Consider the following 14,701-nt stretch of genomic DNA (forward strand, 5'->3'; position numbering starts at 1 on the left):
TATCAGTTCGGTCTCGTACCAGGTAACGCAATGATAGTAGTACTCCGGACGACGGACCGCCGCACGACCGCCGACGCGACGGAGGTGCCGAGATGAGCGTCGCGCTCCAGTTCGCGTCCCCCGGCGCGGACATCGCGTTCCTCCTCGCGCGAGTCCTCTTCGGCGCGGTGCTCGCGTTCATGGGGCTCAACCACTTCCTGAACCTCGACCACATGACCGGCTACGCGGAGATGAAGGGCCTGCCGGCCCCCCGCCTCGGCGTCGTCGTCTCCGGCGGGATGCTCGTCTTCGGCGGCCTCGGAATCGCGCTCGGCGTCTTCCCCGCGCTCGCCGCCGGTGCCGTCGCCGTCTTCCTCATCGTGGGGACGCCGGTGTTCCACGACTTCTGGGCGGTCCCCGAGGACCAACGGGAGTCCGAGATGACCGGCTTCCTGAAGAACCTCGTCATGCTCGGCGGCGCGCTCGTCTTCCTCGCGCTCAGCGGAACGACGTGGTCTTACGCCATCGGCCTGACGCTGTTCTGACCGGGCCGAACCGACGCCGTCCCACAGATTCATCGGCCTCCGAGCCCACCACACACTCATTCGTGACCGACCCAAGACCGGATTCGACACGCCCTCGTCGCCCGCCGAATAGTCGACCACGCCCGCCCGCGGAGGCGAGTCGCTGATGGACGGCGCGCCCGACGCCTTCGGCTCGCCGTACCGCCTGCTTTCGGGAGCCGTCGTCCCGCGGCCCATCGCGTGGGTGAGCACCCGCGGCGACGACGCCGACAACCTCGCGCCGTACAGTTTCTCCACCGTCGCCAGCGTCGACCCACCGGTGCTCGTCTTCGCGCCGGTCGGCCGCGGGCCGTCGCTGAAGGACACGCCGCGAAACGCCATCTCGCGCGGCGAGTTCGTCGTCAACGTCGTCACCCGCGACCTCGTGGAAGCGATGAACGAGACCGCCGCGACGGTCCCGCCGGGCGTCGACGAGTTCGACCACGCCGGCATCGAGAAGGCCGAGGCCGTCCGCGTCGACGCCCCGCGCGTCGCCGACGCCAACGTCGCCTTCGAGTGCACGCTCTACGACAGCATGGAGGTCGGCTCCTCGACGCTCGTCCTGGGGGAGGTCGTCCACGCGTACGTCGCCGACGAGGTGCTGACCGACGGCAAACTCGACACGAGGAAACTCGATACGGTCGGCCGCCTCGCGGGCAACGAGTACGCGACGACGGACGACCGGTTCGAACTTGTCCGCCCGGACTGACCTGTTCCGACGAACCCGCTCCGACGAACCCGCTCCGGCTGCCCGCCCGTTATCGTGAATTGTAATGGGGCGCGAAGCTTTATCGCGGGATACGGAGTCTTTCGAACCAATGAGCGACGTGTCGTTGTCGAGCGTGCTTTCGTTTCTCGATACTGATGACGCGGCAACCGTCGTCGAGCGGGTCCGTGCGGCCCGCGGGGAGCGGACGAAACGGAGCGACCGCGACGGGCGGACGTTCCTCTTTTCGGCCCCCGGAGACGAGTCGCAACCGACCGAAGTCGTCTGGATAGACGTGGAAGCCGCGTTCGACGCCCGGAGCGTCGAGACGTTCGCCGAGCGCTGCGCCGACCGCGGCATCGACGGGACGCTCCTGACGACCGGCGACGAGGAGCAGGCCATGGAGACGCTCGCCCTCGCGTTCGCGGCCGACGACCAACTCGACGAACCCGACGAGGACGGCGACCGAGCGCTCCTCGTCGACCCAGACGAGGTCGAACGCCCCATCGACCTCGTGGCGCTTCCCGACCTCGTAGACGCGCTCGAAGACGCCGACCTCGACGAGGACGTCATCGACGAGTATCACGAGCCACACGAACCGGAGTTCGAGGAGATTCTCGACGAGATAGACGCCGAGGAAGCCCGCGCCGCGGCGGAGGCGGACGAAGCCGAAAACGCCGGCTCCGGTCGGGCGCTCGCGCTCCTCGTCGCGGCCGTCGTCGTGGTGGCGGTCGTCGCCGCGCTCGTCCTGTTCGGCCCGTTCTGAGTGGCTCTGGCTCGGTTTCGAACTCACGCGCTCCCGTGTTCTCGGCCCGCCTCACCCGCGAGCGCGCCGCTTCGCGAGTCGCTCGATTCGGCGCAGCGCGACCGCACAGACCGCGGCGTACGGCCCCGCGAGCACGGGAACTTCGAACGAAACCGAACATCGTTCGGGACCGACCGGGTCGACGCGGTGCCCCGTCGCCGGTACGCCGGCCACGCGCCACGTCCACCGACGGGACTCGTCGTCGCACGTCTCGATGCTGAACGGGACCCAGACGCCGGCGACGCGGACCTCGCCGCGACTCTCCGCCTCGATTCCTCCGTCGACGCCGCGGACGCCCGACACGCTCGGTCCCCAGTCGGGCCAGTCTGCGACCGACACCAACACGTCCCACGCCGCCGCCGCGGGAGCCGAAATCCGCCGAGAGACGACCAGACGACGCCCGCCAGGCGTTCGCTCCACGCGCGTTCGGGTCCGACTCGACGCTCCCCTCATATCTCCTAGTATGCTAATAAGTCGTAATATAACACCGCCGAAATCTTTATCCACGAATCGTGGTAGCAACTACCAAGGCAACACATGAGCAACACAAGTGACCGCCCGAATGCGACGATGCGAGACGTCAGCCACACACCGCCCACAGGCGAGAGCGTCACGAACGTCTGGGAGCGAGGGCACGAATCCGAGTCCACGGAATAAGCCGGGCAGAACCACTCGCACGACGACGAACAGCAACAAACCGACCGCATCGTAACGAACCGACTGCATCGTAACGAACCGACTGCACCGTAACGAACCGACTAACCAACCAATCGGAGCGAATCCAGCTACTCAACCACGATACCGTCACCACGATACGACGACACACACACAACCGACCGACTGCATCGAACTCGACCGTCTCCCGCGGGAGAGGGAGACCGTGCCACCTTCCTGCGCACCGATTGCGACCGACCCGCGCCGGCCGTCCCGCCGGCGCGCACTCGATTTCCGACCGATTTTCACCGTGAGCCGCCGGAGCCGACGCCTATCGGGACGTTTAACCCCGAGTCCGACGGGCGTTCGAACATGAAGGCCACCGCCAAGGCCCACCCGATTCAGGGCCTCGTGAAGTATCACGGGATGCGAGACACGGAGCGCCGAATGCCGTACCACGACAGCATCAGCGTCTGCACGGCACCGAGCCACACGCAGACGACCGTCGAGTTCCGCCCCGACGCCGACGAGGACGTCTACGTCATCGGCGGCGAGGCAGTCGAGGGCCGCGGCGCGGAGCGCATCCAAGCCGTCGTCGACCGGGTCCGCGAGCTGGCCGGCTTCGACCACCGGGTCCGACTGGAAAGCGAGAACTCCTTCCCATCGAACATCGGCTTCGGGTCGTCGGCGTCCGGGTTCGCCGCGGCCGCGATGGCGCTTTCCGAGGCGGCCGACCTCGACATGACGCGCCCCGAAGTCTCGACTATCGCCCGCCGCGGGTCGGCGTCCGCCGCCCGCGCCGTCACGGGCGCGTTCTCGCACCTCTACTCGGGAATGAACGACACCGACTGCCGCTCCGAGCGCATCGAGACCGACCTCGAAGACGACCTGCGCATCGTCGCCGCGCACGTCCCCGCCTACAAGGAGACCGAGCAGGCCCACGCCGAGGCCGCCGACAGCCACATGTTCCAGGCGCGGATGGCCCACATCCACGCCCAGATAGACGACATGCGCGACGCGCTGTACGACGGCGACTTCGACGCCGCCTTCGAACTCGCGGAGCACGACTCGCTGTCGCTCGCGGCGACGACGATGACCGGCCCCGCCGGCTGGGTGTACTGGCAACCGCGCACCATCGCCGTCTTCAACGCCGTCCGCAGGCTCCGAAACGAGGAGGACGTGCCGGTCTACTTCTCGACCGACACCGGCGCGAGCGTCTACATCAACACGACCGAGGAGCACGTCGACCGCGTCGAGGAAGCCGTCGCGGACTGCGGCGTCGAGACCGACGTGTGGGGCGTCGGCGGCCCCGCCGAGGTGCTCGACGAGTCCGAGGCGCTGTTCTGAGCGCGCGGCCGACCGCCGCGTACCGCGCCCGCGACCGCCGTCACCCTCTTTTCTCTCGCGCCCGACGGAACAGCCATGCGTGTCCTGGTTCTCGGTGCCGGGTACGCGGGCCTCACGCTCGCCCGCGACCTCGAACGCCGACTCCCCGCCGACGCCGACCTGACCGTGGTGAACGACTCCCCGCACCACCTCGTCCAACACGAAGTCCACCGCGCGATTCGGCGGCCGGCGGTCGCCGACGCGATTCAGGTCCCCCTCGACGAGGCGCTCGACCGCGCCGAGGTCGTCGTCGACCGCGTGACCGGCGTCGACCGCGACGCGCGAACCGTCGAACTGGCCGCCGGCGACGCCCTCGGCTACGACTACTGCGCGGTCTGTCTGGGCGCGCAGACCGCCTACTACGGCATCCCCGGCCTCGAAGCCCACTCGGTCCCGCTGAAGCGCGTCGCGGACGCCGAAACCATCCGCACGCGCTTCTTCGACGACTGCGACGAGGGCGGCACCGTCGTCGTCGGCGGCGCGGGGCTGTCTGGCGTGCAGGTCGCGGGCGAACTCGCCGCGCTCCGCGACGAGGAGGGCGCGCACGCCGATATCGTCCTCGTCGAGCAACTGGACGCCGTCGCGCCGTCGTTCGACGCGTCGTTCCGGCGGGCGGTCCGCGACGAACTCCTCGACAGGGGCGTCGAGATTCGGACCGAGACGACCGTCGAATCGGTGACGGACGCGACCGTCGAGGCGGACACCGGCGACATCGACTACGACCTGCTCGTCTGGACCGGCGGCATCGCCGGCGACGACGCGATGGGCGGCGAGCGCCCCGCCGTCAGGGCGGACCTCCGTCTCGACCGGCGGACGTTCGTCGTCGGGGACGCGGCCCGCGCGGTCGACGCCGACGGCGAGCCCGTGCCGGCGAGCGCCTCCGCGGCGCTCCGCGAGGCGAAGACCGTCGCCGGCAACATCGCCGCGCAGGTCGAGTTCGAGACCGGCGGCGACGAAGACGAGTTCGCCCCGCGGCCCGACCCGTATCGCTTCGAAGTCCCCGGCTGGATTGTCTCGGTCGGTGACGGCGCGGTCGCGCAGGTCGGCCCGAGCATCTTCCGCGGGAAGGCCGCGAAGGCCATGAAAGCCACCGTCGGGGCGGGCCATCTCACCTCGGTCGGCGCGATTTCGCGGGCGGTCGACCTCGTCGACGAGGAACTGCACGCCTGACGGGTCGGCGGCGGGCGACCCGCTCCCGCGGTCCGCCGGCCCGACCCTGAGAAGTTCTTTATCCGATGCCGGAGTATCTCCAGCTATCACCGACGATACCGGGAACGACCGAGACTGCGCCGGCGAGGCCGCGATTCGCGACGTGACCGCCGAGCGAGGCGCTCGATGAACTGGCAGCACAGCGTGTACGCCTACCCGATGGTGTTCGCGGCGGTCGTCGCCGCCATCCTCTCGGGCTACGCGCTCCAGTCCGTCCGCCGCCGGGGGCGGAACCCGACGGTCGTCTCGTTCGCCGTGCTGACGGCCGCCGTCGCCTTCTGGACCGCGACGACGGCGGTCAAGCTGTTTCTCGTCGCCCCCGGCGCGAAACTGCTCGCCTACAAGCTCCTCCACGTCGGTGCGATGACGGCCGCGCCGGCGTTTTTCGTCTTCGCCCTCGCGTACACCGACCGGCGGGAACTGCTCGACCGGCAGGTCGTCGCGGCGCTGTACGTCGTCCCCGCGGTGTTCCTCGTCGTCCTCTTTACCAACCCGCTGGAACTCGGCTACACCGGCTGGGAGCTGTCGGCCGTCGACGGTGGGGTGACGCTCTCCGTCACCGACGGCCCGGTGAGCGTGTTCGGCCTCGTCTACGCCTTCGTGCTCCTGTTTCTCGGGCTCGGCGTCATCGGCCAGTACGCCCTCGAACTCGACCGCCCCTACCGGACGCAGGCGACGCTCCTCCTCGTCGGGATGGTCGTGCCGTCGGTCGTCGCCGCGCTCGAACTCACCGACTCGCCGCCGCTCGCCGGCGGCGTCAACCTCATCCCCGCCTCGCTCGCGGTGCCCGCGGTGACGTTCGGCATCGCCGTCTACCGCTACAAGCTCCTCGACATCCTCCCGCTCGCCTACGCGGCCGCCGGCGCGCACTCGACCGACGGGCTTGTCGTCCTCGACGCCGACGAGGTCGTCGTCCACGTCAACGACCACGTCCGGCCCCTCTTGGGAGCCGACGACCCGCTCCTCGGTCGCCCGGCGAGTGAGGCTCTCCCGAACTACGACGACCTCGCCGGCGACCCCCCGACGTGCGACGCGCTCGTCGCGGGCGAGCGCTACGTCGAACTGACGCGCATCCCGCTGGACCGCGCCGGCGACCCGCTCGGGTGGGTGGTTTCGGTTCGGGACGTGACGCCGCGGAAACGCTACGAACTCGCCTTGGAGTCGAGAAACGACGAACTGGAGGTGCTCAACCGCATCGTCCGCCACGACATCCGAAACGATATGCAGCTCGTGACGGCGTACATCGACATCGTCCTCGACCACGAGCCGCTGTCCGACGAGGCGCGGTCGCAGTTGGAGACTGCGCTCCGGCGGGCGCTCAACACCGTGGACCTCACCGACGTGCTCGGACAGTTGATGCGCGCGACGAACGACGACGAGCGCCGCCGCGCCCTCGACGTCAGTGACGCGCTCCGCGAGGCCGTCGACGACGTGCGCGAGGGCTATCCGAACGCGGCCTTCACGGTCGATAGCCTCCCGCCGGCGACGGTGTTCGCCAACGACCTGCTCGACTCCGTGTTCGCGAACGTCCTGAAGAACGCGGTCGTCCACAGCGACCGCGACCGCCCGTCGATTGCCGTCTCGGGCGCGGCGGACGACGAGTGCGTCACCGTCCGCATCGCCGACGACGGCCCCGGCATCGCCGACGACCGGAAGTCGGTCGTCTTCGGGAAGGGCGCGAAGGGGCTGGGAAGCCCCGGCACCGGCACCGGCCTGTACCTCGTCGACACCATCGTCTCGAACTTCGGCGGCGCAGTCCACATCGAGGACAACGAACCGCGGGGAAGCGTCTTCGTCATCGAACTCCCGCTCGCGACCGTCGAGGCCGCAGACTGAGCCGCCCCGTTCGACTCGGGGACCGTCGCCGCCGCGGTCGGCGTCGCTCGTGGACGAGGTTTTATCGCCGCCGCTCCAAGAGAGCGTGTGGCACCGTTCGACGCGATTCTCTTCGACCTCGACAACACGCTCTGTACGAACGACCAGAGCGGCGAGACCATCTACGCCGGCGCGTTCGACGCCGCCGGTCTCGACCGCTTCGGCGAGCCGTCGGACCTCTGGGCCGCCCTCGACGGCCCGCCGGACCACGACGACCACGAGGGCTACCTCGCCGACGGCTTCGAGCGCGTCGCGGCCAAACACGACCGCGAGGGGGTCGACGTTCGGGCGCTGGCCCGCGGATTCGTCGAGACGGTCGACCACTCGGCGGTCTCGTTTCGCCCCGGTGCCGAGGCCGCGCTCGCCGCCGCCCGCGACCACGCGTCGGTCGGCCTCGTCACCAACGGTCCCGAGCGGCGGCAGGCCGTCAAACTCGACGCGCTCGGCATCGCCGACGCGTTCGACGCGGTCGTCTTCGCGGGCGACATGCCGCGGCGAAAGCCCCACCCCGACCCGTTTGACCGGGCGCTTTCCGACCTCGACGCCGAGGCGAACGCGAGCCTCCACGTCGGCGACTCGCTGGAGTTCGACGTGGACGGAGCCCACCGCGCCGGTCTCGACGCCGCGTGGTGCCCGGTCGAGACGGGCGACGAAGGCGACCCGGACCCGACCTCGTACGCCCCGGCGTACGTCCTCCGGTCGCTCACCGAGTTCTCGACGATTCTCGACGGCGGGCCGTGACTCGGCTCCCGCGGCGTCGCCGTCGCCATCGCCATCGCCATCGGCCGCCGCGAGCCGTCCGCTGGACCTTTGTTCGCGTCACCCGTAGAGTGGTTCCATGAACCCCGTCGAGGGCGTGCTCGCCCGCGAGTTCCCCGAGCGACGCGTCGCGGCGACGGCCAGCGTTCCGAACGGGAACCACAAGCAAACCGCGGTCGCGACGTTCGCCGACGGCGGGGAAGTCGTCGTCCAGACGGCGGCCGACGCCGCGGCGCTGGCCGTCGAAGCCGCCCTCTCGCGGGCGGTCCGCGAGCGCACGTCGATTCCGGTCCCCCACGTCCTCGCGTCGGGCGCGCTCGACGGGGCCGGCTACGTCGTCACGGAGCGCGCCGCCGGCGACGAACTCCACGAGCGGTTCGTCTCGCTCGATGCGACGGCCCAGCGGCGGGTCGCCCGGTCGTTCGGCGTCGGCCTCGGCCAGCTCCACGAACAGTTCACTTTCGACGGCTACGGTCGGCTTGCGGGCTCTCCTCGCGGCGGACAGCGAGCCGACGGTGGCGAAGCGACCGCGGGCGGAGCCGGGTTCGAATCGGAACCGGCGACCAACCGCGGATTCGACGCCGCGAGCGCCGACGACAGCGATTGGGAGGCGTGGTTCTCCGCCTACGCCCGCGAGGGAATCGCCGCGCTCCCGGCCGCGTTCGACGGGTGTCGAAAGCGGTTAGCGGACGCCGTCGCGGCCGCGTCGCTCCCCGCGAACCCGCCGGCGCGGCTCTATCCGTGGGACTTCAGACCGGGGAACGCGCTCGTCGAGGACGACCGGGTCTCGGCCGTCCTCGACTGGGGACAGCCGATGGCCGCCGCGCCGGGACTCGCCGTCGCCAAAGTCGAACACCTCGTCGCTGACTGGTACGTCGAAGACGGCGCGCCGCTCCGCCGGGCGTTCCGCGCGGGCTACGAGTCGGTCCGGCCGCTCCCGCCGGTCCCGCGCGCCTATCGGGTCGCCGCCGTCGTCCACTCGGCCGTCGATTCGGCGGGCGAGGTGACCCGCCCCGGCTACCCCGAGCGAACCGGCGCGGCCGCGGTCGACTTCCACCGAGCGCGACTCGACGCGTGGTTGTGAGTCGTGGGGGGAGTGGCGTCGACCGGGACGAACCGCCCCGTCGACGGCGCGCTGTGACCGTCGCGGCGACACGAACTACTAATTCGGAGTGCGTGGTATAGGCACGCATGGTACGAGAAGACGGCAAGCGAAACTTCGTCCTCGTCGAGGACGGCGAGGAGACGAGCGTGTTCAGCGGAACGTATCCCCGGCAGGCGGCGCTGAAGGCCGCCCGCCGGCTCCATCCCGCACCCAGCCCCGACGACATCGACGGGAAGGCGACGCTCAGGCTCCGCGAGCGCGGAACCGACCGCGTCCACATCTACGAGGGCTGGGCGTGGACCGAGGAGAAAGACGACGACGCCCCCGAGTGGATGGACGACCACGTCACCCGGGCGAACGTCTCGAAGCAGGGCATCGAGCACCTCGAAGCGTAAGCCGGGGGTTCGGCGGGGCCGGTGGACCCCGGCTTCGGTTTTTCGGGCTGTTTCGGTTTTTCGGGCGTTTCGGACGTGCGTCGCGCACGCGCTCCGACGGCTCAGTCGCCGGCCTGCGCCGCCTCGCCGTGACCGCCGTGGCCGTCATCACCAACTGACTCCGAGCGGTGGAGCCAGTAGAGGACGCCGAACAGGCCGGTCGCGAACACGTTCAACACGAGTTTGTAGTCGGCCTCGATGCTCACCTCCGCGATTTGGACGCTCTCGGGGGCCGGGATGAGCCCCGCGCCGAGGAAGACGAAGTGGATGATGACGCCCGTCAGGACCGCCGCGACGAATATCATCCCCGAGAGGACGGCCGCGAACGTCGTCCCGTAGTACTCTCGGTAGGCGTCCATGATGGGCGGAACGATGAGGTCCGCGTAGATGTAGCTCAGGACGCTCCCGAACGGCAGGCCGTTCGAGAACAGGACCGCTCCGAACGGGACGTTCCCGACCGAGCAGACGAAGGTGGCGACGCCGATGACGGCCCCGAGGACCGCGGTCCAAAAGACGTACACCGGCAGCCCGAACGTCGGCCCCGAGAACACCGAGGTCCACACCGACTCGGGGATGAACCCGGCGATGAGGCCGGCGAAGACGAACCCGATGGCGATTTCGTCCCACAGCATCCCCCACTCCTTCCATTGCTTGTCGGCGAGCGCCTTCCACCCCGACAGCGACGTGGCCTGCTCGCGAACCGTCGTGTTGGCCTCCTCGGGGTCGAAGCTCTCCTTACACGACTTCGAACAGAAGTAGAACGTCCGCCCGTCGTGTTCGACGGAGTACTCCGTCTCCTCGGGGTTCACCTCCATCCCGCAGACGGGGTCGCGGACGGTCTCGGTGCCCTCGTCTTGGACGTTCTGTCGGGCCTGTTCGACCACCTCGTCGGGCACGAGGTAGACGAAACCGAACGCCATCAGCCCGATGAGGATGAACCCGCCGAGGATGTCGGCCACGAGGAACTGCCAGCCGAGCAGAATCCAGATGACCGCGCCGATTTCGATGACGAGGTTGGTCGAGGCGAACATGAACGCCCCGAGGGTCGCCGCCGCCGACCCGCCCTTCTTGAACAGGTTCTTCGCGGTGGCGATGGCGCTGTAGGAACACGACGAGGAGACGAAGCCGAACAGCGAGCCGTAGCCGATTTCGCGCGGGCCGTGGCCCTCCAGTAGCTCCGAGACCTCCTCGCCCGAGGTCCACGCCTCCACGCCGCCGGCGATGGCGAAGCCGACGACGAGCGCCCACCACGTCACCCACGCCATGGCCGCGGTGGTGGAAAGCGCCTCCCGGGCGCTCTCGACGAAGAACGTCCCGAGCGGTTGTGTGGTCGTGAATACGCCGAGTCCGACCGTCGCGAGTGCGATGACCGTGAGTATCGCGTATTCGCTCCGGTCCATGTGATTGAGTATGAGGGGAGCCGTACCTAACTGGATTGTGCCTAGCAGAATCGGGGTTCCGGCGCGACGCGATTTTGGGTTGTGAAGTCGAGTCCGCCGTCGATTTTGGAGCGGAAAGCCGAGCGCCGGTGCGACGACTCCAACGACTGCTCGGAAGGTGCGTGATGCGTGCGATGGCGGGCGATTCTCTTGACCCAGAAGATTGTGAACCGCAGTCGCTCACTCCCTTCGCTCCCTGGTTCAACTCCTTCGGCCCAGATTCCGCTCGTCACCAAGTTCCTCGAAAAATCATGGGCGCTACAGGATTTGAACCCGTGGCAACTTGGTCCGAAGCCAAGCACTCTGTCCAGACTGAGCTAAGCGCCCTACATGACTTCGTCTGTCGTGGACTGTTTTAAATGGATTGATTCGGGGCGGCGACTCCGCGCGATTTATACGCGGTCTCCGAACAGTACGTGGTATGTCTCTCGGAACGCGGGCACGCGGGTTCGCGGAACTCACCCGGCCGGGAAACGCGGTCGCCGCGGGCGTTCTCACGTTCACCGGGGCGTTCGTCGCCGGGGCGTCACCGAGCGACGCGCTCGTCGTCGTCGCGGCGATGCTCGCCACCGTGTTCGCCACGGGCGCGGGCAACGCCATCAACGACTACTTCGACCGCGATATCGACCGCATCAATCGCCCGGACCGTCCGATTCCCCGCGGCGCGGTGACCGCGCCCGAGGCCAAGTGGTTCAGCGTCGCGCTGTTCGGCGGCGCGGTCGTCTCGGCGCTCGTCCTCCCGGTCGTCGCCATCGCCATCGCCGTGGTCAACCTCGTCGCGCTCCTCGCGTACACGGAGTTCTTCAAGGGTCTCCCGGGCGTCGGCAACGTCGTCGTCGCCGCGCTCACCGGCTCGACGTTCCTGTTCGGCGGCGCGGCCATCGGCGAACCGTTGGGCGCGGCCGTCCTCTGTGTGCTCGCCGCACTGGCGACGCTGACCCGCGAAATCGTCAAAGACGTCGAGGACATCGGCGGCGACAGAGAAGAGGGGCTTCGGACACTCCCCATCGTCGTCGGCGAGGCGGCGTCGCTGTGGCTCGGCGCGGTCGTCCTCGTGGTCGCCGTCGGCGCGAGCGCGGTGCCGTTCGTCCGGGGGGAGTTCGGACTGGCGTATCTCGGCGTGGTCGTCCCCGCCGACGCGCTCATGCTCGCCGCCACCGCGCAGTCGTTCGGTAATCCGGCCGCGGCCCAGCGCCGACTCAAACACGGGATGTTCTTGGCGGCGTTCGCGTTCATCCTCGGACGGGCGACGGCGCCAGCGGGAAGTCTCTTATAAGTGATCCTGGACGGACAATCGGCAAGTTCCCGGAGAACGCCCCGACGAGCCGGAACTGTTCGATCCTCCAATCAAAAAGAATATTACCGGCTCACTGTATCATCGTACTATCCGATGACCCCCGGCGAGCGGAAGCGTCACGCGAGCGCGTTCCTCGGAGTCGACGACATCGAGCCGAGGTACCTGTATGTATAATCTGGGCGCTGATCTCGACGTCGAGGTCGAACCGGGCACGAACCTCCTCCTCGTCGGACCGGCGTTGACCGGCAAGCGTTCGCTGGCGCTCGACATCCTCGCGGAGGGGACCCGGAGCGGTGAAGGGGCGGTCATCGTCACGACCAAAGACGGCGCGGACCGCATCCTCAACGACTTCGGCAAGCGACTCGACTACGAGGGCAAGCCCGTCGCGGTCGTCGACTGCGTCACGAAACAGCAGGGCGTCGGCGAGGTCCGCGACGATGACCGAATCCGGTACACGTCGTCGCCGGTCGACATGACCGGAATCGGAATCAAGCTCTCGGAAATCCTCCAGGAGTACTACCAGGACCGCGGGCTGCCGGAGAACCGCATCATGCTCCACTCGCTTTCGACGCTGCTGATGTACGCCGACCTCCAGACCGTCTTTCGGTTTCTGCACGTGTTCACCGGCCGCATCCAGAGCGTGGGCGGCCTCGGCGTGTTCACCATCGACGCCGACGCTCACGACGACCGGACGATGAACACCATCAAACAGCTGTTCGACGGCATCATCACGACCCACGAGGACGCGCCGCCGGACATCCGCATCGCGGACCACTAGCCGGTTCGGCGCGCGCGCCGGACTGGGGACTGGGACGGCGGCCGCGCCGCACAGCCGCCTGACGTTTTTATCCGCAGACGGCCACGTCGTAGGTATGCCCATCACCAGCGACGACGACATCCGCGCGCTGTTCGACGCCGAGACCATCGCGGTCGTCGGCTGTTCGGCCACGGCCGGCAAGCCCGCCCACGACATCCCGGCGTACATGCAGCGCCACGGCTACCGCGTCGTCCCGGTCAACCCCTTCCACGACGAAATCCTCGGCGAGACGGCGTACGACTCGCTGGCCGACGTGGACGAAGACGTCGACCTCGTGGACGTGTTCCGACCGTCCGAGGAGGCGGGCGACATCGTCGACGCCGCAATCGAGCGCGCCGCCGACCGCGGCGACGTGGAGGCGGTCTGGCTCCAACTCGGCATCCGCGACGACGACGCGGCCGCCCGCGCCGAGGAAGCTGGACTCTCGTTCGTTCAGGACAAGTGCTTCAAGGTCGAGCACTCGCGGCTCGCCTGAGCGCCCGCTGAACCGGCGATTCGACCGGAGTCAGCTTCCGGCCGGCCTGTTCTACCCTTCCCACGACTCGAAGTCGCCGTAGACGCCCTTCGAGAGATATCGCTCCGAGGAGTCGGGGAAGACCGTGACCACGGCGTCGTGCGGGAGGTCGAGGTCGCCGGCGGCGGCGCGCTCGGCCACGTCGATGGCGGCCAGCGAGTTGGCGGCGGCGCTCGACGCGACGAGGTGGCCTTCCTCGGCGGCGAGGCGCTGCATCTCGTCGTGAGTGTCGCGGTCGGCGATTTGGACGATTTCGTCCACCAACTCGGGGTCGAACAGCTCGTTCGTCGCGGGGTCGTGCGTGCCGATGCCCTCGGTCTTGTACGACGCCTCCGCCACGTCGCGGCCGTGGAGCCGGGCGTAGAGCGACCCCTCGGGTTCGACGGCGGTGACGAACGTGTCTTCGTTGCGCTCGCGGCCGTAGCGCGCCATCCCCATCAGCGTGCCCGCGGTACCGCAGCCGGCGACGAGCGCGCCGACCTCGCCGTCGAGCGCGTCGTACACCTCGGGCGCGGTCGTCTCGTAGTGCGCCTCGGGGTTGAGCGGGTTGGAGAACTGCTGGGGGACGACGGCGTCGTCGAGTTCGTCGGCGAGCTTGTGGGCGCGGTCGATAGCGCCGCCCATCCCGTCTTCGGTGGGCGTGTTCACCACGTCGGCTCCGAGCGCGCGCATGAGCGTCTGTTTTTCGACGCTGAACCGCTCGGGGACGACGAACACCGCGCGGATGCCGAGCTGTCCGGCCGCGACGGCGAAGCCGATGCCGGTGTTGCCGGCGGTCGGCTCGACGATGGTGCCGCCATCGGGGAGTTCGCCGGATTCGAGCATCCGTTCGAGCATGTACTTCCCGATGCGGTCTTTGACGCTCGCGCCCGGATTGAACGATTCGAGCTTCGCGTAGACGGGCACTTCGTCGGGCGACGCGTGGACCCTGACGAGCGGCGTCTCCCCGACGGTGTCGAGCACCGAGTCGAAGGGTTCGCGGTGCGTGGTCATACGCGGGCAAAAGTTGCCCCTGACCCTGAACGTTTTCATCCCGTTGTCTCCCCTTCGTCGGAGGTCGGTGCGTGGGTGAGTCGAGCCGAGTCGGTCGAGCACAGTCGTCTCTCGGGGACTCCGAGACGAGGCTAGGGCTGGGTGCGAAACCGACAGAAAACGGGGA

The 14,701-nt window shown here is 68.8% G+C and carries 15 protein-coding genes and 1 tRNA gene; 12 read left to right on the top strand and 4 right to left on the bottom strand.

Features of this window, described 5'->3' with window-relative positions:
• Positions 1-92: 92 nt before the first annotated feature.
• The 3 genes from DVK03_RS07080 to DVK03_RS07090 all read left to right on the top strand — a co-directional run bounded on the left by DVK03_RS07080 (position 93) and on the right by DVK03_RS07090 (position 2,014).
• The gene (locus DVK03_RS07080) at positions 93-524 is read left to right on the top strand and encodes a DoxX family protein (RefSeq protein WP_004043530.1); all 432 of its coding nucleotides are present in this window, start codon (positions 93-95) and stop codon (positions 522-524) included.
• A 145-nt stretch (positions 525-669) separates the two neighbouring features.
• Positions 670-1,251, top strand: coding sequence for a flavin reductase family protein (locus tag DVK03_RS07085; protein WP_115802556.1), 582 nt, complete (start codon positions 670-672; stop codon positions 1,249-1,251).
• Between the two features lie 109 nt (positions 1,252-1,360).
• Positions 1,361-2,014 (top strand): hypothetical protein, encoded by a 654-nt coding sequence (locus DVK03_RS07090; protein ID WP_115802557.1) that lies wholly within the window; start codon positions 1,361-1,363, stop codon positions 2,012-2,014.
• Between the two features lie 51 nt (positions 2,015-2,065).
• Here DVK03_RS07090 and DVK03_RS07095 read toward each other — a convergent pair whose 3' ends face one another.
• Complete coding sequence (locus DVK03_RS07095) at positions 2,066-2,506, bottom strand: SRPBCC family protein (RefSeq protein ID WP_115802558.1); 441 nt, start codon at positions 2,504-2,506, stop codon at positions 2,066-2,068.
• Positions 2,507-3,079: 573 nt separating this feature from the next.
• On the opposite strand from DVK03_RS07095, the gene mvaD reads away from it, so the two are divergent.
• From mvaD to DVK03_RS07125, 6 genes are all read left to right on the top strand, one after another.
• The gene (mvaD, locus tag DVK03_RS07100) at positions 3,080-4,054 is read left to right on the top strand and encodes a phosphomevalonate decarboxylase MvaD (RefSeq protein WP_006600310.1); all 975 of its coding nucleotides are present in this window, start codon (positions 3,080-3,082) and stop codon (positions 4,052-4,054) included.
• Positions 4,055-4,129: 75 nt separating this feature from the next.
• The gene (locus DVK03_RS07105) at positions 4,130-5,263 is read left to right on the top strand and encodes an NAD(P)/FAD-dependent oxidoreductase (RefSeq protein WP_115802559.1); all 1,134 of its coding nucleotides are present in this window, start codon (positions 4,130-4,132) and stop codon (positions 5,261-5,263) included.
• A 165-nt stretch (positions 5,264-5,428) separates the two neighbouring features.
• Complete coding sequence (locus tag DVK03_RS07110) at positions 5,429-7,138, top strand: histidine kinase N-terminal 7TM domain-containing protein (protein WP_115802560.1); 1,710 nt, start codon at positions 5,429-5,431, stop codon at positions 7,136-7,138.
• A gap of 87 nt (positions 7,139-7,225) precedes the next feature.
• Positions 7,226-7,918, top strand: a complete 693-nt coding sequence (locus tag DVK03_RS07115) for an HAD family hydrolase (RefSeq protein WP_004063412.1) — start codon at positions 7,226-7,228, stop codon at positions 7,916-7,918.
• Between the two features lie 97 nt (positions 7,919-8,015).
• On the top strand, positions 8,016-9,020 hold the full coding sequence (locus DVK03_RS07120) for a phosphotransferase family protein (RefSeq protein WP_115802561.1): 1,005 nt from the start codon (positions 8,016-8,018) through the stop codon (positions 9,018-9,020).
• A gap of 107 nt (positions 9,021-9,127) precedes the next feature.
• On the top strand, positions 9,128-9,436 hold the full coding sequence (locus DVK03_RS07125) for a non-histone chromosomal MC1 family protein (protein ID WP_004063400.1): 309 nt from the start codon (positions 9,128-9,130) through the stop codon (positions 9,434-9,436).
• A gap of 101 nt (positions 9,437-9,537) precedes the next feature.
• Here DVK03_RS07125 and DVK03_RS07130 read toward each other — a convergent pair whose 3' ends face one another.
• Together DVK03_RS07130 and DVK03_RS07135 are read right to left on the bottom strand one after the other, a co-directional pair.
• Positions 9,538-10,875: a permease gene (locus tag DVK03_RS07130; protein WP_115802562.1), complete on the bottom strand. Its 1,338-nt coding sequence runs from the start codon at positions 10,873-10,875 to the stop codon at positions 9,538-9,540.
• Positions 10,876-11,166: 291 nt separating this feature from the next.
• Positions 11,167-11,241 (bottom strand) — tRNA-Arg (locus DVK03_RS07135).
• Between the two features lie 94 nt (positions 11,242-11,335).
• Here DVK03_RS07135 and DVK03_RS07140 point away from each other — a divergent pair.
• From DVK03_RS07140 to DVK03_RS07150, 3 genes are all read left to right on the top strand, one after another.
• Positions 11,336-12,190 carry a geranylgeranylglycerol-phosphate geranylgeranyltransferase gene (locus DVK03_RS07140; protein WP_115802563.1) on the top strand — a complete coding sequence of 285 codons (855 nt, stop codon included), beginning with the start codon at positions 11,336-11,338 and terminating at the stop codon, positions 12,188-12,190.
• 187 nt (positions 12,191-12,377) lie between these two features.
• Positions 12,378-12,989 carry a hypothetical protein gene (locus tag DVK03_RS07145; RefSeq protein ID WP_004043498.1) on the top strand — a complete coding sequence of 204 codons (612 nt, stop codon included), beginning with the start codon at positions 12,378-12,380 and terminating at the stop codon, positions 12,987-12,989.
• Between the two features lie 94 nt (positions 12,990-13,083).
• On the top strand, positions 13,084-13,503 hold the full coding sequence (locus DVK03_RS07150; RefSeq protein WP_004043497.1) for a CoA-binding protein: 420 nt from the start codon (positions 13,084-13,086) through the stop codon (positions 13,501-13,503).
• 51 nt (positions 13,504-13,554) lie between these two features.
• Here the strand turns inward: DVK03_RS07150 and DVK03_RS07155 are convergent, their stop codons facing one another.
• Positions 13,555-14,535, bottom strand: a complete 981-nt coding sequence (locus tag DVK03_RS07155) for a PLP-dependent cysteine synthase family protein (RefSeq protein ID WP_115802564.1) — start codon at positions 14,533-14,535, stop codon at positions 13,555-13,557.
• Positions 14,536-14,701: the final 166 nt, after the last annotated feature.

Origin of the sequence: Haloferax sp. Atlit-109R (genome assembly GCF_003665865.1) — an archaeon.
Classification (GTDB): Archaea; Halobacteriota; Halobacteria; order Halobacteriales; family Haloferacaceae; genus Haloferax; species Haloferax volcanii.